The organism is Streptomyces sp. DH41, from assembly GCF_029813785.1.
GTDB lineage: Bacteria > Actinomycetota > Actinomycetes > Streptomycetales > Streptomycetaceae > Streptomyces.
The window spans coordinates 18720-44196 of record NZ_JARVKY010000011.1 but is presented as its reverse complement, the minus strand read 5'-3'; the positions used below and the strand labels follow the sequence as shown (position 1 = coordinate 44196).

The following is a 25477-nucleotide window of genomic DNA, read 5'->3' as shown; positions in this document are numbered from 1 at the left end:
GAGTGAATTCGAAGAAGTCACAAACCGGCTGGTGGTTCCCTGTCGATTGCCCGCGCCCTGCCCCAAACGCAACCTGCTGACCAGAACGCCGTTCTGTTGTAAACGTCCACTCGGACGGGAGAAGCGCTCTGGGTCTGATGGGGGCTCCGGCCTGTCCCGGAGTGCTTCAGAGGCAGGGGCGGGTGGACAGCGGGAGGCAGGCCGCGGGGCAACCTCCTGTCACCCGCACGGCGTTTGGGCCTCACGCGCCAGCCTCAGCGCCGCTGAACGACGTCATGGCCAGCCGAACTCACTCGGCAGGCACTTCCGGCTACGGGCTGCGCGCCTCTCGCGCTTTCACTTGGCTGCTTGCCGCCATGTCACTGACCGCGCTGCTGCCGGGTCTTCGGTCTGCCTACCCGCGATCCCGATCTTGCTACGACCGGCACCCTGAACGGCAGCGAGATCAGTCTCCACACCAGCACTCCCGGCCCTGTCTTATATGAGGAATGGGCACAGCGGTGGTCTTGGGCCCGCGCAGAGAGGGCCACCCATGTCGTCGTCAACTCCGTGGTGTTCCGCTCCTCCAGGCAGAACCTCACCACCATCGGCACCTACATTGAGATGACCTCCGGTCCCCTCGAACCCACCCTCCTCGCCCTAGGAGCACTCGCCATCCGCGGACGCATCAAACGCTGACTACCCAGCAGCCCCTACCCGGCGATTCAGCACCCGCCAACTCCGAGAAGTCGTCCTTGGCTGTACCCGCCAGGGCCCCCACACGGGCCGGTTGCTCCGGAGCCCCGTCTCGGTCCACGAAGCAGTACTCGACCGGCGCCCGCTTACTGCTCAGCAGCTGGTTGGCCGCGTTCGTTGAGGGCGGACCCCCACCCGCGTGGGGAAGAACCAGGTGGTGACGCCGCCGGTGGTGCGGCCGTGGATAGACCCCTACTTACGTGGGGATGGCCCCTTGCTGACCTGCGAGGCCGACTTTATCGATAGAGGGTCTTACTCGTGTGGTCCGGGCGGCAGTCAGCGGTGCCTTCTGCCGGAGGGCAAGGCGGAGCACGCGAACCGGGCCGAACAGGCGGTCGGCCACAGGCAGTGGCCTTGTCGGACGAGCCGCACCTCTCGCGTGGCAGCTGTCCCCGGGGGCTGTGGGTGCGGGCTGTTAGTGGCTGTTGTCGGTGAGGGTTCCGCGCTGCACCAGCTCGTCGGCGGTGCAGCCGCGTCGCTGCGCCATTGCGTGGAAGGTTTCCCGCTCGCGTTGCCAGGACAGGGCCCGGGCGGCTGCCGTCTGACGGATGTACTCATCGGCGGACAGGCCGAGAGCGGTGGAGTGGGCGGCGATCGCTTCTCGTTCCGCGGCCGTGAATGTCATCGTGTGGCCTCCTTTGGCCGGTGGGCCTGCTGCTCGGCGGGGAGCCGGGCGTTAACCCGCGCAGGTCATGACGCTACCCGTTGTGCGGCTTCAGCCCGCGCTCGCTGCAGGGGGGTGGGTGTTGATCCAGAAGAGGCCGCCGAGGTCGAGGTGGTGGCGGGCGCGGGTGACGGCGACGTAGGCGAGACGGGCGTCGGTGTCGCTGACGGGTTCCGGGATGGGGCGTCCTTGGGCGTCGTGCTGGTCGGTGTCCTTGGGCGGGGGGAAGTCGTCGGCGATTTTGACGGTGGGCCATTCGCGGCCCTTGGCGGTGTGGGCGGTGGAGACGGTGACGTTGGCGTGCTGTTCATCGGTGAGTTGGTCGACGGCGGTGAGGATGGCGTCGGGCCCGTGGGTGTCGACGAGGTCGACGAAGGGCTGGAGGTCGCGTCCTGCGGGGTCGTGGGCGGTGTAGTCCTGCAGTTCGCCCCAAGAGGCGAAGAGCACGAGTTCGGGGTGGGAGGTGCGGCGGCCGCCTTTGAGGTCGCGGGCCGCGAGGGCGAGCGCGGCCAGCTGCTGTCCTCCGCGGGTGAGGGCGACGCGGTGGCCGGTGGCGAGCAGTTGCATGACTTCGGCCATGGCGCCGATGTTGGTGCGGCACAGCACCGCGTCCGGCCGGTCGAGGCTGCCGATGTCGGTGGGGATGGTGTCGCTGCCGGTCAGCCGGATGGGGGCGTCGGCGAGGGTGAGCCACCGGTTGGCCTCTTCGGCGATCAGGGGGCCGAAGCGGAAGGAGCGGGTCAGGGTGAGAGGTGTGGCGTCGAAGCCGGTCATCACGTCCCGGGCGCCGCGCCAGCCGTAGATGGCCTGGGCGGAGTCGCCGACCATGACGAGCTGTGCGTGACCGCGCTGGGCGGTGAAGACGTCTTCCAGGACCGGGTTGGTGTCCTGGGCCTCGTCGAGGAAGAGGAAGTCGGCTTCGAGGACCGGCCCGGTCAGGGCCCACATTTTCAGGTAGTGGTCGTGTTCGAAACGGACCACGCCCTGGTCGGGGTTGTGCAGGTCGGCCCAGGCCTTGGTTGCGAACGGCATGACCTCGTCGGCAAGTCGGGCATGGTCGCCGGGTGTGTCCAGGCCGCGCAGTCGTGGCACGTGGTGGCGGGCCAGGGTGCGGTCGGCGGAGTAGCAGTAGCGGGTGACGGTGCGCAGCACGGTGTGGGAGAGCGCGCGGGGGTCGATCTCGTGAGAGCCGATGCGGACCGGACGCGTGATGCCGAGCGCCTGGCCGGTCTTCCACGCGGGCTGGCGGGGGCTGTTGAGCCGGCGGGTGTAGCGGTGACCGACGGCGGCGAAGGCTGTGGCGTGGGCGGTCTTGCACAGCACCGTGCGGGGGAAGCGGCCGGCGGCGTCCTGCGCGATGTTCTTGTTGAAGGCGAGGTAGCGGCCGCGGCGGTGGGTTCCGGCCGCGAGGAGGCCGAGGGTGCTGGTCTTCCCCGTCCCGGCGCCGGCCTGCAGGACGAGATGGTGGCCGGCCCGGAAAACGTCTACGGTGTGCGCCTGTTCGTCGGTGGGCGTATGCAACAAGAACTCCGCGAAAGAGAAAAGCGTTGGAAGGGGGAAAAGAGCGATAAGCAAGGGTTGTGGTGGTAGTTGCCATGCCGGCAAGGTGCAGCGCCCGGGATGGGCTCACAGCATTGCCGGGATGCAGTGGTGATGCCGGCTGTGCAGGATTCGGGCCGCGCAGCCCAGGACTTCTTCGACGGTGGGGTGGGCGGGCAGGCTCTCGAGCGGGTTCGCCGGGCGCCGAGCGCGTTCCTGCTCATGCTGGGCACGGTCCGCGGCCACGCACCGGCTGAGCACATCCTGCGGCCGCTGCCCAGGGCCACAACGGCTCAAGGAGCCGAGAGTGATGTCGGGCAGAACCCGGTCGCGCCGGCTGGGGTGGTGCGTGATCAGGACGTCGATCGGCAGTCGAGTGTCCCGTTGGTGCCGCGGCGCGTGCAGGGCACCGTCCAGGCTGCGCGGTCTGCACCGTCATCAGACGGGTATGGTCCGCGTTCGCGGCCGTCCGGACGCTTGCCCGGGCTTGCCGAGCTCGGTGCAGGTGGCGGGCCTTGGTGGGGTGAGCTCGAGGGCGTGGAAGGGCGGGTGGGCTGCCTTGCGTGTCCTGCCGGTGGGGCCTGGGCGTCGGGTGCGGGTGGGCAGGCGGTTGTGGATGTGCTCGTGGTGGGCCAGGGGGTCGAAGGGCTCCCAGTCGGCCACTGCCAGGTCAGCGGCGGTGGGGATGGCGGCGTGCTGCGGGCAGCGTTGGGTGCGCCAGCGTAGTTGCTCGGCGTACGGGATGGCGCTGAGGTCGTAGATGGCCATAACCGCGGAGGGCAGGGCCAGCTGCCCGCTCGTCGCGGTGGCCGGGACCAGCCTCCAGGTGCCGGCCGGGGTCTCGGGGGAGAGCAGAGTGCTGGTGCAGCGGTGACGGCGCCGGGTCTGGGCGATGCACTGGATCTCGTCCACCGGGCGGGCGGCGAGGTAGCGCATGTACAGCAGCTGCACGACGGGGCGGGCCGGGCGGCAGGCCGCCGCGTCCCCTCGCTGGGCCGGGCTGCCCGGAGAGGCCGGGCACGGAGTGAAGGCGCCGGCGTCGATCAGACGACGGGTGTTTACGGCCAGCGACCGGCGCAGCCCCATCAGCTCGGGAGGGGGCGGGGGAGTGTCGCGGGCGGGGCAGACGGCGGCGTGCGGCAGACGGCACCAGCTGCTGCCGTCGCCACCGGGGTAGGCGACACCGGAGCTGACGTGCCAGCGGCACACGGCGGGCACCCGAGCGGCCGGAAGTTCGTGCGGATGAAGGCGGACAGGCCGCTGAGCGCCGCGATGGTACCACTCGATCCGGTTGCCGCAGTCGCGGCACCGGTCGCCCTGGCCGCAGCGCAGCAGCCGGCTGACGCCGTCGGGGGAGACGTGCAGGGAACGGCGCACGCGGTGGACGAGAGGGCTTCCGTCCCAGCGCCGGGCCGGGGGAGGAGGTGTGGAGCGCATACGGACGAACCTGCCAGCCAACACGCTGGATCCGCGGCAGCAGCTATGCCGGATCGCCCGGTCAGCCTCATACGGTGCGACTGGAGTGCGAATGCATGATTGCGTGTTCGAGAGGGTCTCGCCGGTTCGGGTGATCTGCGACAGGCGTTCGGGCGGGGAGTCAGTCCTGGGCCGGGCCGGGCAGGTCGTGCCCGCGGCACAGGGTGCTGAAGAGCTCGTCGAGCGGGGTGTTCAGGGCGTGAGCGAGGGCGTGCCAGGTCTTCAGCGTGCCGATGGTGCGGCCCTGCTCGATCTCGATGACGGTGCGTCTGGCCAGGCCGCTGCGGGAGGCAAGCTCGTCATAGCTCCACCCGCGCGCGGCCCGCAGGCGCGCGAGTTCGAACCGCAGCGCCGTCAGGTCCGGATCGGGCGGCAAGATCGTCACCCGTCCATCCGACGGTGCAGACCCCTGCACTGCCAGTGCATACCTCTGCCCTATTTTCCCAGGTGACGGCGCCCGCAACAGGGCAGAGGTCTGCACTACGGTTAGCGGCCGCCCCACCCAAGAACGGGACCGGCGCGGACGTGACAAGGAGGAACACGCGCCCATGAGGCTGCGCCCAGCATGTCCGACGACACCACGCGCCTGGACCGTGGAACTGCGCCCGCACGCCGGCGGGCTTGCTCTCGTATGCCGGCAATGCCCGCACGCCAGCGGGCAGATCACCGCAGCGTCCGCACGCGCAACCGCCCTCGCCCACCTCGCACGGCACGCACGCGGCAACCTCCTCCCCTCGCACCTACGGATCTGCCAATGTCATGAACGCGGCTGCCACTGGCACCCCCGCCACCGGGGCTGCGCTGGCCCCATCCGCCTCCTCCTCGCACGCGAAAGGGGCGGACGACTATGGCGGCTCGCTGACGCCTGCAGCGCCTGCGCCGCAGCGACAGCACAGGCCGCCGTAGTGCCCGACACCGTCCTCGCCCACGTACCGCTGCACCCGACAACCGCCCGGCGGCGCAGACGCCGCCCCAAGGGGCCCGGCGAACAGACCCGGGTACGTGAAATCCTCAGCTACCTGGCCGCTGCCCTTCCAGCCGGCACTTCGGCCGCCGCGCGCCTGCTCGCGCTGCAGTGCGCGCTCCGCGTGAACATCAGAATGCACGTCCGGCTGCCCAATGGCGTGCTGCGGAGCCTCCGCCTCAACGCCGTCCAGGACCCGTGGCTCGAGCTAGAGCACGCGCGATGGCTGCGCATCATCCCCGGTAACGCGGCCAACGAGGTTGTTGCCGAGCTACTCGACGCTGCGCTGCTAGGCCAAGCCCCGGCCCGCCCCGATCGGATGCGTGCCGCGGACTGGGCGCTGCGCGTCAGCTCCTCCTCGACAGCAAAGGTAATCGGACCGTTGTCGCAACTGGCGAGCGCCTACCTCTCGGCACACGCCAACCCGCAAGAAGGCAGCGGCCTGAGCGAGTTCGACCAGATGGCGCGCGCCTGTGGCGTCCCGCTCGTGGAACTGCCCACCCTGCTTGACCAACTGGTAGCAATCGGGCTGCTCAGGTCATGGCAGGCCTGCCCAGACTCGGGAGACCTGCACTGGACCCTCGCGCGCGGAAGGGGAATCCACGACACCAGCCGCCAGTACGACACAGCCGCTCCAGACAATACGGATGAGGCAGGAGCACGATCTTGAGTGTGCGACAGCCGCTCGGGCGAAAGAGACCGTGGCAGGCTTGATCTTGAACAGGACGTCGTCTGTCTGGCGGACGGCCGGCCTCACCGGGACCGGACTGTCCCTCACCCCAACGACTTCATGAGTCAAGCTCAGTAGGTGGAAGCGGGTGGGAGGAGGCGGTCCAGAACGGCGTCGTGTTCTTGGAACACCACCCGCCCCACGTTGCGCAGTTCGCGGGCGAGCTGCAGGTCGATGTCTTCGGCGGGTAGCGGGCCCAGTAACACTGCGGATGGGTGGGTTCCGGCGTCGTGGAGTGTGGCCAGGTCCATGGCGATGAGTCTGGCGCCGTACAGGCGGGCGACGGTGTGCGCGATGGCGAGCCCCGGCCCGTCCAGGTCGCCTGCATACCGCAGCGCCACGCCCTGGTCGACGGCGAGTTGCAGCAGGGCGTGGTCGACGGCGCGCAACTGTCCGCTGGTGCACGCCAGCGGCGCGGTGTGGCCGTAGGCGAAGGCGGCTTCGAGGACGGAGGGGTTCTCCACCACGGTGAGTACCTGGGTCGGGTCCAGACGTGGGGGAGTGCGGGTCAGGTCGAACAGGTGCAGCGCGACGGGCGCGACGGCGTCGCGTAGGCGCCGGTCGACCGGTCCGTCGCCGATGGCCTGGACGTGGTGGAGCAGCACGGTGGCGGTGAGCCGGTCAGGGACGACTCCGGTCTGCTCGAGCAGGGCGCGGATCCGGTCCGGCCGTGTCGGCTCCACCTGTCCGGTCAGTTCGGCGATCAGTGTGACGAGCCGGCTGCCGGCGAGGGTGTCGAGGTCGAAGAAATGGGGATCGCCAGCGGTGTCGTGGGCGAGCTTGGGCAGCGAGACCGGGGGGTCGGCCGGCAGCCGTGTCGCCACGGCGGCGAGGGCGTCGACCAGCTTGCGCACCCCTGCGCCTTCGTCGACGCCGATCCCGGCGGCGCGCATCCGCGAGACCAGCCCCGGACACGCCGGCAGCTGTGCGGCCGCGTACTGCCACACATCCTGGCGCAGCACCGCGTCGCTCATGCGCTGCCGCGCGCGGTCGATCACCGGCTGTCCCACAGCATGCTCCACCAGCGCCACCAAGTCCTGCGGTTCCAGCCGCAGCACCTGACGTAGCGCTCGTACCGGCACTCGCGCCCCGCGGGCGTCCACGACCACTGCGGAGGTGCCGCGCCGCAGCCGCCCCGCGTCATCCAGCCACGCCCGCAACGCCGCTACCCCCGCCGGCGGCAGCCCGGTCACGCGCACACTCGCCATTGCTGCCGGATCCGTCCCGGCGCACAGCCGGTCGTGCACGGCGGCCCACAGCGGGGCCAGTGCCTCATCGTCCGCGACCCATTCCCATGTCGTGCCCATCAGTCGGCCATCCCGCCGTCGAAGCCCTGGCCGAGGTCCAGCGTCAGCGGCTGCGCTTCCCCGTGGCCCTGCCACAGCCACGGCACCGTCACGCGGTGCTTCCCGCTGGTGATGACCTGGTGGATGACGACCTGCCCGGCCTCCTTCTTGATCACTGGGGTCATCGAGGGCGCGGTCGCCAACACGTCGAACTCCCACCGGCGCAGCAGTCCCAGCATCTGCCGAAGGTTCGCGTCGTCGAACGCCGCATCCAGCTCGTCGATCGACAGCAGTCGCGGCCCGCGGTACTCCCCGCTGTACATCGACCACGCGGCCGCCAGCAGGGGCAGCATCGTGGCCAGGCGGCGCTCCCCGGTCGACAACGTCTCCAGCGGGTTCATGCCGCGCGGTTTGACCTCCTTGAAGCGGTCACCGTCCCCGTCGCTGAACGAGGAATGTGTCACCGAGATCGTCCACTCGTGCCAGGCCCGGTAGTCGAAGGTGTGCGCGACCCGATCCGCCCATGTGTCCCCGACGGACTCGTCCATCCGCTGCCGCAGCACGTCATACATCCGCTCGAACATCTCGTCCGAGGGAGGACTTTTCACCAGTTCCACCATGGCTTTCGCGTCCGCGTCCTTGCGCACCGCCCACTCGACCTTCACGCCCACCCGCGCCACCCCGGTACGCACGTCCTTCAAGGTCTGGCCAATCTGCCGCACCAGTTGCTGCGCGAGATCCTGGCGGACCTGAACGTCGCGCTGCAGCTGGGCGAACATGCTGGTCTTGATGGCCTTCTTGATGTCGGCGCGCAGGTCTTGCTCTAGCTGGGCGACAGCCGCGCGCAGCGCCTCCACCGCGGCCCGCAGGTCCTGGCCGCGGGCGGCGGCCGGATCGGCGACCTCGGCACGCTGCCAACCGGTGCCCGAAATGTTGGTGAGGATGACCTGACGGTTGAACCGGGCCAGTGCGCTGTTGGCGGTGCGGGCGGCGCCCTCGAGGGTCTTCAGCGCAACGTCCCGGGCCCGGGACGCTGCGGCGAGCCGGTCCGCCCCCACCCCCGCGCCTGGCCCGGTGGGGCGGTCGGCCAGCAGGTGCCTGGCCCAGGCCAGTCCCGCGGTCAGGTTCGCAGGTCGGCCCTCCGGCCCGGTCGAGATGTCCTCGTCGACCAGTGCCAGGCCCTCGTCGACGAGCCGGCCCAACCGGGTAAGGCAGGCATCGCGGCGCTCCTCGGCCGCCTGGCGCAGCGGCGCGACCTCGTCCAGCCGCGCCCGGGCCGACGCCGCGTCAGCAGCAGCCTCCTCCTTGGCGCGTTGCAGCTCCTCCACTCGTGCCCGGGCGCGGTCGAGCGCACCGGTGACCTCCTGCAGCGAGGCGCGCAGCTCCTCGTACTCGGCGCCGTGCAGGCGCCGCATCTCCTCGACAGCCGCCTTCTCGCGCCCCGCGTCCACGGCGGCCTGCTCCGCCTCCCGGGCGGCGTCGGCCGCCAAGGCCCGCCAGCGCCCAGCGGTTGCCGCATCCTGGCGTGCCCGTCCCGCGAGGTCGATCACCCGCCCTGCGGCGCCCCGCCATGCCTCGACCTGCCGGAACATCAAGGTGGTGTCCTCGCGGTGGGCATCGGCCGCCTTCGGATCCGTGGGCAACACGGTGCCGCCCCCCGCGTCGGCGGCCCGGCTCAGCGCCCGCAGCGCCTGACGCACGGCCTCGCCGGCCCGGCGGTGCCGCTCGCGCGCGTCGGCCGTACGCCTGATGGAGTGCTGCAACTGCTCGCTCGCGTCGTCCTCCTGCTGCTGGGCCGAGAAGACCTGACCCAGCGGCGGGAAACCGGCCTGTTCGGCATCGGCGTGGGCCTGGGCGTCCTTTGCCTGCTCCCACCCGGCGTGACTGGCGGCCGCGGTCCCGGCCGTCTCCCGCGCCGTGACTTCAGCCGTCCGGGCTGCGGCCAGTGCCGCGGTCGCCACCTGTTCGGTGTGCCGTGCCTCCTGGGCCAGCAGCTCCAGCGAGCTGCGGCGCCGCGCGGCAGCCGCGTCCAGGGCGTGCAGTGCCTGCGCAAGCCCGCGTTCAGCCAGGCGGATATCCTGAGCGGACCGGTTGCGGGTCTCCTGCAGCGACTCAAGAAGGCCCTGCCACCTCTCACGGGCCTGCTCCCACCCGGCGGGGGAGGGGAACCGGTCCCGCTCCATCGCGGCGGCGTTCACCCGGGCACGAGCACGCGCAGTCTCCTCGCGTGCCCGGTGCAATGTCCCCTGCGCCTGGTCGAGTTGCTGCTCCAGGCCAGCTACGTGCTGGAACCGGGCGCGTTCGCGGGCACTTCGCCCGATGAACCGCGCCTGGTAGCCGGCCGGTGCGACCGCGGTCGCCACCGCGATCGTAACCTGATCGCCCGCCGACGGGTCCAGAGGAATCGACCGCAGCAGCTGGTGGACCCGCTCGGGGGCGATCCGGCCCTGCGCGTCGGGCCGAAGCACGTCCGCCAGACTCGCTCCCGACGCCGCCGCAGCTCCAGGTCGCAGGGTCACATCCCCTGCCACCGCCTGCCCGTCGGCACGGACCAGTGCGTCCAGCAGGCCACTGACCAGCAGAGCACCCTCGAGGCGATCCTTGGCCCCGTCCGTCAGGTGTTCGGCGAAGTCCACCAGCGCCCACAACGGGGTGCCGTCCACGGGCTGCCGACTGCGCCACAGCGGTGCCGGTGGCACCGGCGCCGCCTGTCGGGCCTGCTCCAGCTGCTGCTCCAAGTCGCGGACCGTCTCCTGCGCGAGTCCCGCCGCTTGGTCGGCGGCGTCCACCGCACGCTGGAGCCGTCCGGCGGCCGCGGCGTGCGCCCGCTCCAGGGACACCTGGATCTGCGCGACTGTCTGCGCGGCGTCGACCGTGGCCCCGTCCCCGGTCGGCTCCGGCACCATGCCGACGTCGATCAGTACCGTGTCATGCCGCCACACGCCGACCAGGCCCTGCCACTGCTCCCAGGCCGCCACGGCCGCCGATCCGGCCCCGTCCGCTGCCTCCTGAGCCTGCGCGACGGCGGCCTCCGCCTGTGCGACCTGACGCCGGTGCGTCTCCTGGTGCTGCTCCCGGGCCTCCTGCTCGGCCGCGTCCTGCTCCCGGGCCTCCTCCTGCGCCCCGCGCAACGCCTTCGAGGCTTGCTCGGCTGCGCTGAGTGCCTGCTCCCACAGCGTGCGTGCCTGCTCCCATGCCCCGGTCGCCTGCTCGGCCAACGCGCGGTCCGCGACTGCCTGCCGATGGTGCCCTGCCGCGTCGATCCTCGCCCGCGCCTCGCCCGCGATTTGAGCGAGCCCTGCTGTCAGTTTCCCGACGGGCAACCGCTCCCCGTCGCCGCGACCGTCCCGCACGAGCAGCTCGAGGGCGGGACCGCGCAACTCCACTGCCTCATCTGCCCACTGCCGCATCTCCTCAAGCAGCGTGTCCTCGGCCTGCGCCCGCGTCCTGCCCTCCTGGTCGGCCGTGGCCCGGTCCGTTTCCTCGACCCCTTCGGCCTCGCGCAGATCGGCCGCCGCCGCGACTTCCATTCCCTGCGCCGTCGCATGGTCTCCGAGCGCGGCTTCTACCTTCCGCATCTGGGAGATCCGGGTGTCCACCCACGCCAGCGGTGCCGCGCACGCCTCGTCGACCACGTCTGCGGCCACTGCCGCGGCCTCGGCCGCCACCAGCCGCTCGTCGAGGGTGAGCAGTCCCTCCAGGGCCGCATCCGCGCCCAGCCGGCCCCCCACCACCCGCAATGGCCCGGACACCGCCGACACGGCGCCCTGCGCCGACCGGACGCCATCCGCCGACTCCCGGGCGGCGCCCTCAGCCCGGGAAGCCTCGCCGCCGACCTCATCCGACCGTTTGGCCGCCGTGCGGGCGGCAGCGGCCAGTTCGACCGCCCGCTGCTCACGCTGCGGAAGGACCGCGCCCGCGTGTCCACGCAGCTCCTCCTCCGCCGCGTTCTTGCGCCCCTCCAACTCCCCGATCTCGGCTCGCGTCCCGGCCAGCAGCTCCACGGCCTCGGCTTCCCGCGCCGCGGCCTGCTGCGCCTCCTCACTCGCCTGGCGCTCACGCCTGGTCTGAGCGTCGAACCCGGTGTTCGCCGCGATGAGCGAGGCGGCCTCGACCACCGCCACCGCCTCCACGTACCGGCGATACGCCCGTTCCGCGCCCTGCAGCAGCTTCTCTTCCGCCTGGGCGCGCCCCAACTGGTCCTCCAGTTCGGAGATCCGCTCCATTGCCTGAGCGATCACCGTCAGCCGCTCGCTGTCCAGCGCAGGCAGTGCGCTGGACAGCAGCCGGCCCATCTCGGCTGCGGAGATCGCCTCGGCAGTGCGCACACTGCGCAGGCTGCGCAGCACTCCCACCAGCGCGTCGAACTGCACCTCGTCCAGCGGGGCGAACAACTCCTCGCGTACCGCCCGCCGGTAGTCGTGCTCGTCCCCGACCACCCGCAGATGCTCCGACAACCGCGCCCGGTTCGAGGCCGCAGACGAGGAGCTGGAGGTGAAGGCCTGCCCCTGACAGGCAGCCAATTGCGCTGCGAGGTCACCGATCCGCACCGGCTCCCGGTCCACCTGCAGACTCAGCTGCTCCCCGACTCGTCCCCGCGCCAGGAAAAACACCCGGTGCACCGTCTTGCCGACTGCCCTCAGCCACAACCCGGTCGTCACATACTCCACAGTCCCGCCATCGGTGCGCCGCCCGTACTCCAGCCACCACACCCCCGTGCGGTCCTGCTGTTCGTCCCGGTCGGTGTGCCGGCTCAGCAACGTCCCCGCTGCCTTCCCCGACACCGACAAGGCGGTCTGCGACACATCCGCGTCCAACAGCACCGTGACCAGCATCGATGCCGACAAGGACTTCCCCGACCCGTTCGGTCCCGCGAGTGTCAGCCACCCGTTGGCGAACAGCAGTTCCTCCTCGGCCCAGGCCCAGGAGTTCACCACTCCGGCCCGTGTGGGCTGCCAGCGGCCCTCCGCGACCGGCATTCCCAGCCCAAGGCCACCGGCCTGGACGGGCCCGTTTCCGGCGATCATCACGCGTCCCCCTCAGCCGGTTCGGCACCGGACGCCTCGCCGGGCTCTGGCCCCGCTGCTCCGCGGGCGGCGTGCGCCACCCGCACCCGCCACAGATGCACCCCGGGCGTCGCCTGCCACTGCTCCGTTTCACCTACCACCGGCACCAGCAGCCGCGCGGCCGCCAGCTCACTAATCGCTGCCCGCGCCAACGCGGGAAGCTGTGCCTTGTGACCGGCCGCCCAGTTCGGCATCACCGCCCGCACCTCCTCCAGTAGCTCCACTACGTCGCCCACCTGCACCACCGAACCAGTCCGGCCCCGCTCGGACAGATGAGCCAGTAGCGCCAGCGCGGCCTGCCGCTCCATCCGCCGCCCGTTGGGGAAGTCCATTGCGGTCCCGAGCCCGCTGGGATTGGTGACCTCCCACCAGTCCCGGCGCACTGTCACCCCCAATCCCAGGCTGGCCAGCAGTGCCAGCCCCCGCTCCCGGCCGGCCAGCGTGTGCAGGTATGCCGTCCCCGGCGTCTGCTCGTCGAAGGGATCCACGCCCGGGTCGTCCACCAGCCGCCGCAGCGCCTGCAGCCGCCGCTCCTCCAACGACGCCGTCTGATCCGGCTCCGGCGTCATCGGGTCGAGCAGCGAAGCGGTCGACAATGCCGCCGCGTGCTCCTGCGGAGGCAGCGCGTCCAGGCCGAGCAGCGCGGGGGACAGTGACGAGAACCGTGCCGCCAGCCGGTCCCTCGAGGCCGTCACCACAAGGTCAGCGTCCTCGTCCATCACGACCCGCTCCAGGTCGGAGTCGGCCTCCACTGAACCCTCGGCCTCCAGCACCTGCAACGCGTCCACCAGGTTCTGCCGGTGCCAGCGGGCCTCCTGCTTCGACGTCCCCTCCCCTGCCACCCACTGCACCCGCGGCAGCCCACCAGAGGTAGCCTCCTCTGCGCACACCTGCGCGAGCGCCTGCATCAACTCCCGCACGCTCAACCGCGGCCGCCGCCACAACTGCTCGCACACCAGGCACACCAGCACCAGCGCCTCCTGGGACAGCAGCACCGGACGGCCTCCGCCGCGGGTCACCGAAGGCCCCCGGTCGCCAGGGACATCCACACGCCGCTTGTGCAGCCGGACCAGCTGCGCCACCTCCAGTACCTCGAACGTCCAGCCCAGTTCCGACCGGAACAGCCCCGCCAACGAGGCTTGCCCCTTTACAGCCGCCCGGTACAGCTCCGGCTCAGCCTCGGCCCGAAGCCGTCCCCGATCCACCAGCACCCGGGCCGCATCCCGCAGATCGGCCTCCAACACCTCGCCGCTCATGCCGCCCCCTGCACGTCCGCTTCGTCGGCCCGCTCGCTCGCATCGACACGGATACGCAGATCCGGGCCGGTCAGCACCCCTTCGGCCAACTCCACCCGGACCTGCCGGTCTGCCATCCCCGGCCGTACCCGCACCACGACGTTGGCCCCCTCGGCTACCGCAGACCCGAACCCCAGCACCGGGTCGAATTCCTGCAGCGCCGCCTCCACCGCCCGCAGCAAGATCACCGAAGCATCCGCTGCCAACCCCGCGAAATGCTCCAGCCCCACCTCTCCGGGCGTCACCAGCACCCGGGCAAACCGGCGGCGCAGCTGCGCCGCCTCGCGTGCCTGCGCCAGCGCGCCCTCCCGGTCCACGGTGGTGTCCGCCAGCTTCCGGGGCCTGCCCCCAGGCTTCCCCACCCGCTCATGCTCACGCAGCGTCACCTCTACGCGGTGCACCGTGAGTCCGGCTGCAGCCACCGTCGCATGCGCCACGTCCTCCTCGGCCGGCCCGATCTGAGCGTGCCACGCCGGCCAGTCCCCAAACGCCGCCCCGTACACGCGCCGCGCCTGCTCCTCGCCGCCCTGCCGGTGCAAACTGCGCGCCACAGAGCGGAAGTCAGCCCCCAGATCCGCACCCCGCCTCCTGGCCGCGTACCGCCGGTCGATCGCGATCAGGAGCGTGTGCACAGCACCAGTCGCCGAAGCGATCAACCGGTAAACCGTCCCGTCCGGCGTGAACCACGCCTCCAAGTCGGCCAAGCGACGCATCCGCTCGTCCACCCAGCGCTGCTGCTCGGCCGGATCCACCAGCCCCGCGTGCACGGCCGCGGTCTCCACGACCGGACCGTGGCCCACCTCCCGCAACGCCGCCAGCGCGTCCCCCACCCGCCGCAGCGCCCGCCCGTACTCCCGCGGGAACTGCCGCAGCGCCTCGAGCACCCGGTCCCGGTTCCTGCCGAACACGTCGTCGTCAGTGACATCGGACTGGACCATCTGCGCCAGCGCACCGTAGAAGTCGGCTGTAACCCGCTGGAGTTCGTCGATCCGGGTCCGCACGTCATCGAGATCACCTGTCAGCAGCCCAGGATCACTCGTGAAATGCTCCAGCATCCGGCGGACCGTCTGCTCCACCCCGTCCAGCAGCCGGCTCGGCAGCTGCAGCGCACGACGGGAGTCCAGCACCGCTGCCCGTACGGCGGCTACCAGCGCCCGACCCCGCAGCGTCAACGCCCAGGCCTCCTGCCGCGAGATCACCCCGCGATAATTGCGCACCGGCGCCGCATAGTCCCTGAACGGCTTGGCGAGCTCCCACTTGGCCAGTTGCTCAAGCGACGACAGCAACTGCTCCTCGGCCAGCCCATCGTGGTAACCCACGGTGCGCAGTTGCTCGAGGATCTGAGCCGGTGTCCACATCGGGCCGCGGGTAGACAGTTCCTCCAACGCAGCCAGCAGGGCCGTATAGCGTTCCCGCACGAGGTCCTCGGGCAGGGCGAACACAGTCCAGTCGCTGGACAGAACGCTCCGCCACCACTGTCGCGATTGATCCATTCCGCCCCTCGCCTCGTACGTTCCCCACGTGTACAGAGCTTCCTAGCTTGAAGGCCACCGCTGACAGATCTCTCACGAATTGGGAACAACGGCCGTTTCCCACCAGGACACAAGCGCCACCCATCAGTACTTCGCCGTCCCGGCCGCCGGTACTGACGAATCCCAGAAAAAGAATGGATCTTCGATTTCGACGGGAAAGCTGCATACCCAGTCAGGGTGTTGCCCGGGAATCATGCGGCGACCCGGTGCTGGGAGAGTTTTGCCAGCATGACCTGATTGGCTTCCCAGCCGTCGGGGAATTTGGCCGGCACGGACAGGTGCACCGGATCCATCGAGGGGTGGCTGTCGAGGAGGTCGGCGATTCCTTCGCGGGCGACGACGATGCATGCCTGCCGGTGGCGGGAGGCGAGGACACACAGCCGTCCGGTCTCCAGGTGGAAGGCTGTGGCGTCCCGGCGGCCGGACAGCGGGTGTACGACGATGACGACTTCGAACTCGCGGCCCTGCAGCCTGTTCGCGGTGTCGACCGCCACATCCGGAGCGTCCGGGTGGCCGGTCCGGGTGAGTGCGGTGCGCACCAGGTCGGCCTGATCGCGGTGGACGACGCCGATGGCGATGTCACGGGCGGTCAGGGGGCGGCCGTCGGGGTTGCGTTCGCAGGTGGCGACCGCTCCGCGCTCCAGCAGCCGACCGGCGAGATTGGCGGCGGTCTGGATGGTTTCGGTGTCGGTGCGCGGGACGTGGCGGCGCTTGAGTTCGTGCAGGGCCCAGCCGGTGGTGAAGGCCATTGTGAGGGTCTCGTCCAGGTCGGTGCTGCCGAATCCGGCGGTGTCGAACCCCAGGGCGCGGGTGCCGTGGTCGGTTCCGGCGGTGAAGCCGGTGAACGGATAGAAGGCTTCATTGACGGTGGGCGCGGCGGAGGACGGGAGGCGCCAGGACACCGGCAGCCGGTGCACGGGGATGCCCGGGTTGTGCTCCAGCATCACGCTGACGCCGTTCTGTGTCGGGTCGTGTGGCAGCCCGATCCAGCGTTCGGTGCCGACGATCGTGAACGGGTCCAGCTGGCCCGGGTCGCCGACGAACAGGCCGCGGTCGAAGCGCTCGACAATCTGCAGCAGCATGTCCGAGCGCATCTGGTAGGACTCGTCCAGGATCGCCCAGCCGAACGTGCTGTCGCGGACGGTGGCCCACTTGGCGGCGGTGCCGACGATGATCTGGCAGCCGGCCAGGTCGTCCAGGGTACGGCCGACGGTCGTGTTCGCCAGGCCGACCAGGGCCGGTGGCGGGCTGTAGCCGGTGGCGCTCAGTCGGCCGACGGGGATGTCGGGGTGCTTTTCGGTGAGATTCTCGATCAGGTCGTCGACCTGGTTGTTGGTCTGGGCGACGATGATCGGGCGTTCGCCGCCTGCGGTGAGTTCCTGGGCGGCCCGGATGACCAGGGTGCTCTTGCCAGCGCCCGGTGGGGAGTCGACGACGACGGCCTTGTGCCGGGTGTCGGCCAGGTCGGCGAGGATCGCCGTGGTGGCGACATTCGCGGCTGCGGCCGGGTCGGGTGCGGTGGTGTCGTCAGTCCTCATGGCCCCACTCCTCTGCGGCGGCGTCCTCGGGTACGGCGGAGTCGGTGTCCGGCTCGTCGGGGCCGGGGCTGTGTGTCCACGGGGTGTGATCGGATGCCGGGAATACGGGTGTCGGGCGCCAGCCCGGGTCGGGAAGGTAGGCGAGGCGCTGGCCGGGCTCCGGGACGGTGCCCGGGTTCGGGGTGCGGGAGCGTCCCATGCCGCCGGTGACCTCCACGGTGACCAGCGTGGTGTCGCCGTCGGGGTGGACGGAGGCGATGACGGCCTTGTGGCCTGCCGGCATGGACGGGCTGATCAGTTTGGTGCCGGCGGCCAGCCGTACAGGGTCGTCGGTGCGGAGGGTGACGTACGGGCGTGGCACCCGTCTGTTCTTGGCCGTGGTGACCATTCGGCCGGGCACGCTCTCCTCGACCGTTCCCGCGAATGCCTCCCCGGCGCTGCGCCGGTCGGCCAGCACGAACGGGTCGTCGAACGCCATATCGGCTTCGAAGTCGGCCAGCGCTCGCTCCAGCCGGCTCAGGCGTTGTGCCGCGCCGATCGCGGTGTCCCGCTTGCGCTGGGGAAAGCCGCCGGCATCCCGGTAGTCGGAGTAGGAGGTGAAGGACACGCAGTCGCGTTCGAAGCGCTTGGCGGTCCGCGGTGCTTCGGGGACGGACCGCAGCAGCGATATGGCTGTCCACATCATGCGCCAGGTGGGCTTGACCTGTTCCGCGACCAGGTCGCGCAACTCGGCCTGGGCAGTGGCCAGGTCGTGCGGGTCGCCGAGGGTGTGGGCCGCGTCGAACCGTTGGATCGCAGGTGCCAGGTGCCGGTTGTCGAACTCCGGGGACGTCGCCGGGCCCGCCGGCGGGCAGATGTCCGGGTTCTCCGCGTCGGCCAGGGCTTGCTCGACGCTTAGCCCGTCCGGGGGCGCGATCCAGGCCATGAGCGACGCCAGGTTCTGGTCCTCCAGCGTGCTTTGGCCGGTGGCCCAGTGCTCGCTGAGCATCGCGGTGACGGGCATCAGCATGGAGGTGCCAGCCTGCTCAGACGTGTCGACCAGGAACGTCAGCCACATGCCGAACTCGCGGACGACGTCTGGTACGGCGTAGGGGCCGGACGTCGAGCGGAAGCGGCACATGCGTCCGAGGTCGGCCAGGGCTTTGATGCCGCCGTGGTTGGGGACGAGGATCTGCGGCGCGTCGCTGTAATGGGAGCGCTCGCCGTCGCCGCGGCGGTCCTGGCGGTAGGAGTCGATGTACCTCATCACGATCTGGCCCAGCTCGGCGGCGAACGTGAACCTCTGGTCGCGGTTGCGGGGCTGCGGCACGACCAGCAGCGTCATGTCCCTCTTGGCGGTGCCGACCATGGCCGCCAGCGGAGCTCCGGCTTCTCCGGCCATGGTCAACGGGATGATCACCAGTGGCCGCCCCGACAGGCGCCGGTGGCGGAACTCGGTCTGGTGTACCGCCTCCAAGGTTTCCATCGCCTCTACATGCGCCAACGCAGACAGCATGCTCACGCGGCACCCCCGACTTCTCCGGTCAGCTCGGCGCGCAGCCGTGCGGCGTGCCGCAGCGCGGCGGCCATGTCGCTCTGGTCAGCGGTCGGTGTCAGCTGCCCGCGGGCCAGTCCGAGGGCCATGGTCACGGTGTCGATCCCGCCCAACTGTTCGCGCACCGCCGGGCCGAGTACGTCCAGTGAGGCTTCCGCGCGGGCGCGGGCGCGGCAGTAGTACGCCATCTCGCAGTGGTTCAGGCAGTCCGGGCGGTACGTCGCGGGCACCTGTTCCAGCGCCTCGGCCAGTTCTTCGGCCGGGCGGCGGGGCCGCTTGTCGTCCTTGTCGATGTCGAGGTCGAAGGTGAGTCCTTCGGGCAGCAGGTCCACGAGGTCGCTGATGCGCTCGAGGCGGGCCAGCTGACGGGTCAGGGCGGATACCTGCTTGCGGGCGTCGACGAACGCCGCGGTCGGGCGGTTGGTGAAGTCCTTCGGTGCGACCAGCACGACGGTGTCGGACACGGCCTCCGGGCCGATCCCGGCCTCCTCGAGGAGAGCGCGCAGCGCGATGACGTACGCGCACGCCTGTGTAGTCGCCGACCGCACCTGCGCTGGGTCTGCCTGCCCGTCGATGATCGGGAAGCTCTTGATCTCCACGATGTAAAAGCGGCCGTCGATACGGAAAGCCACCAGATCCGGCTCCAGGAACGCCTCCTGCCCGCCGACCTCGAGGTACAGCATCGGGTGGTCGAACAGGGTGCCGTCGCCGGTGCCCTGGGCTGCCTGCAGCAGCACCTCGGCAGTGCGGTCGCGGCGGGTCTCGTTGCTGCCGTCGCCGCCGACGTCGTTCAGGTCCAGGTACGCCACCTCGGGCAGCGTCAGCTTCAGCGTCTCGCGCAGGACGCGCAGGAGTTCCGCGCAGCCGTTGTCCTTCACCATCGCCTCGAAGGCGTTGCCGCGGGCGAAGGCGAAGGCGGACTGGCCGAAGGGGGAGGGGTATCCGGCGTGCTCGGCGATCGCGGCCTTGTCGGATCCGGAGGCGTCCAGCAGGGCCCGCAGCGTGCAGCGCGGGTTGTTCTCCAGGGCGGCCAGCGAGCGGGCGTTGTAGGGCCGGCGCTTTGCGGATCCGCGCAGCGCGGCCAGTCGGTCGTCGACGGGTGCTTTCACGGTGTCGGAGATCCTTGCAGGGGAGAGGGGACTGTTGTTGAAGGAGAGGGTCAGGCCCGGGCCCGCAGGTGTGTGACGCCCTGCGAGGGCGCGCCGAACAGCTGCTGGTCGTCGCTCAGCGACTTGCGGGCCCGCCGCGAAGCCTCGGCCCGGACGGCTCGGTCGGCGTCGGCGTGCACGTCCAGCTCGGCCCGGGCGGCCTCGATCACCTGCTCCGGATCCAGAGCACTCTCGTGACCGGAGGCGCTTTTCGGCATCGCGTCGGGGATGTTCACGGCGAAGCGCCACAGCAGCCGCAGCGCCTCCGGGCTGGGTCCGTTTCCCGCGGACTGCGCCGCGGTGTGCACCGCCTCGGCGATGCGGATCGCGCCGGTGAGGAAGTCGACGCGTGGTGAGTGCGGTCCGATGATGCGCTGTTCCAGCGTCCAGGTGCTGATGGTGACGAGCGCCCGCACCGGTGTCAGCAGGTCGTGCGCCAGTGCCGGGGGGAGGTAGTACGGCCGGGCGCCGGGGCTGGAGCGGTAGGAGCGCTCCTCGTCCCGGCGCAGGCTGGACAGCTTGGACGCGGACAACTCGCCCGGGAAGAACGCCTCGTGCACGCCGACAATCAGTTTGGGGGCGGCCGGGGTCCCGAGCAGCATCAGGGCGCGGTGGACGTGCTCACGTGCCGGGAGCTGCGCTCCCCGGGCGGCCGGGGCCGCTTCCGGCGCGGGCCGGGGCGGTGCGGGCGCCGGTTCGTCGGCGTCGAGGAGGGCGTCCCAGGCCCGCTCGGCACGGCGCAGCTGCGCCCGCAGCTCGCTTGCGCGCTCGGTGTCACCGGCGGCGGAAGCGTCGCGGATCGCGCGGCGCAGGGTGCTGATGCTCTTCTCCAGGGCGTCCAGCGGATCACTCATGCCCCAGACACTACCAGACTTCCAGAGTTTTCCAGACTTCTTCCTGAGATTCGGTGTACAGTCGGCGCCACCGAACCTCCGGCCGAGCGGCGCAACCCGCGGCCGCCCGCAGACCGTCCCCTTGGAGGCGCCCCGTGACGGCACGCGTATTCCACACCTCCGACTGGCACCTGGGCCGCCAGATCGGCCGCTACCGACGCGACGCCGAAGTCGACGCCGTCCTGGACGAAATCATCGACATCGCCGACGAGTTCGCCCCCGACCTGATCGTGCACAGTGGCGACCTGTTCGACAGCTCCCGCCCCGGCCTGGACGACATACGCCGCGCAGCACAGGCACTGCGCCGCCTCGGCGCGATCGCGCCCGTGGTTGTCGTCGCCGGCAACCACGACACCACTCACGTTCTGGCCTTCGTGGAGTACGTCCTCAACGACATGGGCAGCCGCGAACACGACCAGGCCCGGGTCCGCTTCGCCACCGACGCCCGCCCCGACCGGCTGCTCGTCGCCGACTACCCCGCCAACGACGGGGACCTGACGCTGCGCATCGGCGCACTGCCCTACCTGCACCCCAACCGGTTCACCTACGACTTCGCCGATCCCGCCCTGACGACCGCGACCTACGCCCAGCGGATGCGCACCGTCCAGGCCGACGCCTACCGCCGCCTGACCGCGGGCAGCGGCGCCCGGGACGTTCTGGTCTTCGCCGCCCATCTGTTCATCGAAGGAGCCGCCCCCTCCTACTCGGAGAGGAAAATCTCCATCGCCGACGACTACGCCGCCGCAGCCACCGACATGCCCGGCGTCGCCTACGGAGCCCTCGGCCACATCCACAAGCCACAGCGCGTCGCCCGCGCCGGATTCCCGGCCTACTACGCCGGCAGCCCGCTGCAGATGGACTTCGGCGAGAAGGGCGATACCAAGAGCGTCGTGCTGGCTGAGATCGGCCCGGGCAGGGAGCCCCTCATCGAGACCGTGCCGCTGACCTCCGGCCGCCGGCTCATCCGCCTGGAAGGCACTCTGGAAGAGATCGCGCAGCGCGCCGGCCGGGTCGGAGACGCATGGGTGAAGGCAGTGGTGAACGTCGAAGCCTTCAACCCGTCCCTGTCCAACACCCTCACCACGATGCTGCCGCACGCGACGATCGTCGACGTCGAAGAACGCCGCGCCGATGCAGCCCACCGCGTGCTGGACCGGGAGACCTCCACCAGGGAACTGCCGGGCATCGAAGACCTGCTGCGTGAATATCTGCCCGGCCGCGGCACCACCGGGCCGGCCCTGGACCGTGTCATGGCCGCCTTCTCCCAGCTGCAGGCCGAACCCGACCCCGACGATCCCGCACCGTGCTGCGAGGAGACCCTGCTGACCGCCGCCATCGCAGGCCGCCCCCTCGACAGCATCGACCGCTCCGGCCTGCTGACCGGCACCGACACCAACACAGCGGAGGCGGCACGATGAAACCGCTGGTACTCGCTCTCACCGGATTCCGCAGCTACCCCAGCCTGGCCCGGATCGATTTCACCGGCAAAAGCCTGGTCGCAGCCCTCGGCGACACCGGCGCCGGCAAAAGCAGCCTGCTCGACGCCGTCGTCTTCGCCCTGTTCCGCAAAAGCACCTGGGATGCCAGAGAACCCCGGCACCTCATCGCCGATGGTGCACAGGCCATGAGCGTCGAGTTCACCTTCCTGCACGACGGACAACGCTGGCACGTACACCGGACCATGCACGCCACTAACCCGAACGCCGCCCGGCATCACCTGAAAAACCTGGACACCGGCGAGGAGACCGACGGCGCCACCGCCGTCGACAACCGCATCAAAGCGGTGCTGCAGATGGGCTACGACACCTTCCTGCGCGTCGGACTGCTCCCACAAGGAAAGTTCGACCAACTCCTCACCGCCACACCCAAGGAACGCAGCCCACGGCTGCGGGAACTGTTTGGCGCCGAGTCACTGGAACTGGTCCAGCAGATGGCCGCCCGCCACAGCCACACTCTCCAGGCACTGCTGAGCGACGCGAGAGCCAAACGCGCCCCCATGCCGGACAACCCCAAGCAGACTGCCGCAGAAGCCGACGCAGCCGCCGACGCAGCCACCGCCAACGCCGAACGGCTGAAGACCGCCATCGAGCGCATCACCGCACTGCGGAGCGAGGTCTTGGCAGCCCGGGCTACTGCGGCGTCGGCCACCAGCACCGCCGAAACACTGTCAACGTGCGCAGTGCCCGACGCCGGAGCCGTCCTCGACGCACTCGAGCCCGTCGCCACCGACATCGCCGCACGCCACGACGCCCTGGACCAGCGCGCCGTACACGCCGCAACCCGTGAACTCGAACTGACCGCAGCGATCACCGCGGCAGACGCGGTAGGAGAAGGCCAGGACGCGCTGGCCCAAGCCGCCATGATCCTGAAGACCCTCGCGGCAGACGCCGAGGAACACCGCAGTGAGCGTGACCGGCTTGCCATTCTCGCCGGACAACTCGCCGACGAACGCGACGCCATCACCGAAGCCGAGGCAGAACTGGACGAGGACGCCGAACACGCAAAACCGCTGGCCGAGCAGGCCAGTGCCGCCGCAAAGACGAGCAACCAGATCCGCACGTGCGCCACCACCGTCCGCACCGCGCTGACCACAGCCCTCACGGCGGCCCGCCGCGTCGCTGGCACCGCGAGCGCACACGCCGCCGCAGTGGACCGGCGCACATCCGCCCGTGACGATCTCGGCCCAGTGGAGGTGAAAGCAGAGGCAGCACGCAAAGCTGTCAAGGAAGCCGACATTCATCTGGAGGCGCTGCGACAACGCAACACGGCTGCTGCGCTCGCCGCCGAACTGCGCCCCGGTGACGACTGCCTTGTATGCCACCAGCAGGTCCCGGGCAACTTCGCACCCTCGACGGATACTCATACGGCCGAGCTGGCCGCGGCGACGGACCGGCTGAGCCGGGCAAAAACCGCACGTGACACGGCCGTCGAACGGCTTGCTAAAGCCCGTGCCGATATGACCGCCGCCGAAGAGGCGGTCCTTGCACGCGAGAGAGAGCACCACAGCGCACAGCAGACAGCACAGGAGACCAGTGCAGACGCGGTGCGCGCCTTCGCAGACCTCGCTGCTCTGGCCGACGAAACCGACGCAGGCTTCGACGCCGAAGCAGCATCACTCGTACTGAGCGCTGCCACCGCAGCCCTGGCTGTCCCGACCGCTGATGGTCCTGCACCACTCGAGCAGAACACAGCACCGATCGCCGACGCGGTCGCCGCATGCGAGCGGGCAGCCGTCAGGCACACCGAGCAACTGCAGGCCGAAGGGCATCGCCGCATCGCCGAGGTCGAAGCTGGCCGCACTGCGCTGGCCGAGCGCACGCGAGCCCATCAACGCCACACCGACGACACCGCGAAGGCCTCCGCGCTTCACACCCGTGCTGTGGCCAGGACCACCACCCAGGTCAGCACGCTTCCCTCCCGCATCCAAGCGATGCTGCCGCACGACGCGATCGACATCCTCACCGATGAGGCAGCCGCTGCCGCCGCCGCTGTCACCACCCGGCAGGCAGAAGTCCAAGAGCTGTTCGACCAAAGGGAAAAGGCAAGGGCGGAGAAAGCCGAGGTACTTGGCGAACAACGTGCCCTCGACAAGGACACTCAGGTCCGGCTGGAGCATCCGCTGAACCAACTGCGCGGCCGACTGGACGTGTGGGCGCAGGCCGTCACTGAGGCCCTCACGCATCTCGATGCCTCCGACCAGCACCAGGCGCCGAAGGCCCCGGCCCAGTCAGAGATCGCCGAAGTGCGCACGTACGCCTCCGAACTGTCGACGACCACCTCAACGCTGGGCGACAAGCTCACCCAGCGTGCCATCGCCGCCGCAGACCACGCAGCCACTGCCGAGAACAGCCTCAGCGAGTGCGCCGCCGCACTTACCGATGTCGACGGATTCGATACCCACGCCGATCTGACAACACCCGAAGCGCTCCACCCCCTCGTTGCCGCAGTCGGACAGGCAACCAAAGAAGCTAAAGACCAGCGCCAGAAACAGCGGGAAGCGCAGGACCTGATCAAGCCGGCCGCTGACCTGGACTTCGCCATCACCGCTGGCAAGGCCCGCTGTGAAGCCCTGGAAGTCCTGCGCCGCGAACTGGTTGACGCCAAGTTCCTGAACCACCTCACCATGCTGCGTACCCAGGCACTGCTCGGTGTCGCCAGCGACCTGCTTGGCCAAATGTCCGACGGGCGCTTCGGCTTCGCTGACAGCTTCGACATCGTCAGCCGCAACTCCGGCGTCGCCCACCCCCCGAACCGGCTATCCGGAGGAGAGAAGTTCCAAGCGTCACTCGCCTTGGCCCTGGCGCTCGCCGAACTGCACTCCCGCAGCGGCCCGGCTCTCGGCTCCCTGTTCCTCGATGAAGGCTTCGCCGCCCTCGACACCACCGCATTGGACTCCGCCCTTGAGGTACTGCGCTCCCAAGCCAACGGGAATCGCCTTGTCATGGTGATCAGCCACCTGCACGCTGTTGCCGAGGCCGTCGACGACGTGCTGCTGGTGGAGCGGACGCCTGCCGGATCGTCCACCCGTTGGCTCACATCGGCCCAGCGCGACGAACTGGCACAGGCCGATCTAGTCAGCGGCCTACAAGCACTGGCGCGATAGCTGCGCCGGAACATCTTCGACGAACACGTCGTCTCACACGGTCAAACTGGCCCGCTGAAACGCACCTGTTCCGGGGTTTGTAGTGGATGTCGTGTAGATGGTGCTCGCGGGCGACGGCTTCGGGGGGCAAGTTTCATGCGGAAAAACGACCTCCCACGCTCCCGGAAGTCTCCAGAGGCAAGGATTCCTACCCAAATACCGCCGGCAAGCAAGGAAAGTGAGTTAAATCTACCGCTCATGACGGCCGACTATGGCCGCGCAGGCCGGACCCTCCCGGGCTGCGCTGCAGCGGACAGCAGGAAGCCATGCGACCGCCGCTGCTGCTTTCCTATCGCGCGCCCGGGTGCCCGCCCAGCGGCGGTCCGCCAGCTGGCCTGTCCGAGCTTGCCGACGGCCAGGTCGGCATCGCTGCCGCGGTCCCGGTCCGTCCGGCCGCGTTGGCGGGGAAGGGCGAGCCTGGCCCGAGGACTCGAC

At 70.2% G+C, this 25477-nt stretch carries 15 protein-coding genes; 3 read left to right on the top strand and 12 right to left on the bottom strand.

Translation table 11 applies throughout. The annotated features are described in order from the left end of the window. Positions 1-1150: 1150 nt before the first annotated feature. The 4 genes from QC283_RS19305 to QC283_RS19290 all read right to left on the bottom strand — a co-directional run bounded on the left by QC283_RS19305 (position 1151) and on the right by QC283_RS19290 (position 4799). Positions 1151-1360: a hypothetical protein gene (locus QC283_RS19305; RefSeq protein WP_193460641.1), complete on the bottom strand. Its 210-nt coding sequence runs from the start codon at positions 1358-1360 to the stop codon at positions 1151-1153. A 90-nt stretch (positions 1361-1450) separates the two neighbouring features. Further along, positions 1451-2920, bottom strand: a complete 1470-nt coding sequence (locus QC283_RS19300; RefSeq protein ID WP_279562819.1) for a UvrD-helicase domain-containing protein — start codon at positions 2918-2920, stop codon at positions 1451-1453. Between the two features lie 456 nt (positions 2921-3376). After that, a complete protein-coding gene (locus QC283_RS19295) occupies positions 3377-4315 on the bottom strand; it encodes a DUF6083 domain-containing protein (protein WP_336620653.1) in 939 nt (312 codons plus the stop codon). Between the two features lie 220 nt (positions 4316-4535). Continuing rightward, positions 4536-4799: a helix-turn-helix transcriptional regulator gene (locus tag QC283_RS19290; protein WP_058846732.1), complete on the bottom strand. Its 264-nt coding sequence runs from the start codon at positions 4797-4799 to the stop codon at positions 4536-4538. 520 nt (positions 4800-5319) lie between these two features. On the opposite strand from QC283_RS19290, the gene QC283_RS19285 reads away from it, so the two are divergent. Continuing rightward, the gene (locus QC283_RS19285; RefSeq protein ID WP_279562817.1) at positions 5320-6048 is read left to right on the top strand and encodes a hypothetical protein; all 729 of its coding nucleotides are present in this window, start codon (positions 5320-5322) and stop codon (positions 6046-6048) included. Between the two features lie 131 nt (positions 6049-6179). On the opposite strand, the gene QC283_RS19280 is transcribed toward QC283_RS19285, so the two are convergent. From QC283_RS19280 to QC283_RS19245, 8 genes are all read right to left on the bottom strand, one after another. Further along, positions 6180-7415, bottom strand: a complete 1236-nt coding sequence (locus QC283_RS19280; RefSeq protein WP_279562816.1) for a TIGR02679 domain-containing protein — start codon at positions 7413-7415, stop codon at positions 6180-6182. Further along, complete coding sequence (locus tag QC283_RS19275) at positions 7415-12421, bottom strand: SbcC/MukB-like Walker B domain-containing protein (RefSeq protein WP_279562815.1); 5007 nt, start codon at positions 12419-12421, stop codon at positions 7415-7417. The genes QC283_RS19280 and QC283_RS19275 overlap by 1 nt, the downstream gene beginning before the upstream one ends. Next, entirely contained in the window at positions 12421-13716 is a 1296-nt protein-coding gene (locus tag QC283_RS19270; RefSeq protein WP_279562814.1) for a DUF2398 family protein, read from the bottom strand. Before QC283_RS19270 ends, QC283_RS19275 begins: the two co-directional genes overlap by 1 nt. Continuing rightward, positions 13713-15197, bottom strand: a complete 1485-nt coding sequence (locus QC283_RS19265) for a DUF2397 family protein (RefSeq protein ID WP_279562813.1) — start codon at positions 15195-15197, stop codon at positions 13713-13715. The genes QC283_RS19270 and QC283_RS19265 overlap by 4 nt, the downstream gene beginning before the upstream one ends. A 281-nt stretch (positions 15198-15478) precedes the next feature. Further along, positions 15479-16825 carry an AAA domain-containing protein gene (locus QC283_RS19260; protein WP_279562812.1) on the bottom strand — a complete coding sequence of 449 codons (1347 nt, stop codon included), beginning with the start codon at positions 16823-16825 and terminating at the stop codon, positions 15479-15481. Further along, positions 16815-18290 carry a hypothetical protein gene (locus tag QC283_RS19255; RefSeq protein WP_279562811.1) on the bottom strand — a complete coding sequence of 492 codons (1476 nt, stop codon included), beginning with the start codon at positions 18288-18290 and terminating at the stop codon, positions 16815-16817. Before QC283_RS19255 ends, QC283_RS19260 begins: the two co-directional genes overlap by 11 nt. 32 nt (positions 18291-18322) lie before the next feature. Next, on the bottom strand, positions 18323-19468 hold the full coding sequence (locus tag QC283_RS19250; RefSeq protein WP_132838550.1) for a hypothetical protein: 1146 nt from the start codon (positions 19466-19468) through the stop codon (positions 18323-18325). A gap of 50 nt (positions 19469-19518) precedes the next feature. Next, a complete protein-coding gene (locus tag QC283_RS19245; protein WP_279562810.1) occupies positions 19519-20361 on the bottom strand; it encodes a hypothetical protein in 843 nt (280 codons plus the stop codon). Between the two features lie 134 nt (positions 20362-20495). Between QC283_RS19245 and QC283_RS19240 the strand changes: the two genes are divergently transcribed. After that, a complete protein-coding gene (locus tag QC283_RS19240) occupies positions 20496-21818 on the top strand; it encodes a metallophosphoesterase family protein (RefSeq protein ID WP_279562809.1) in 1323 nt (440 codons plus the stop codon). Then, positions 21815-25003, top strand: a complete 3189-nt coding sequence (locus tag QC283_RS19235) for an SMC family ATPase (protein WP_279562808.1) — start codon at positions 21815-21817, stop codon at positions 25001-25003. The genes QC283_RS19240 and QC283_RS19235 overlap by 4 nt, the downstream gene beginning before the upstream one ends. Positions 25004-25477: the final 474 nt, after the last annotated feature.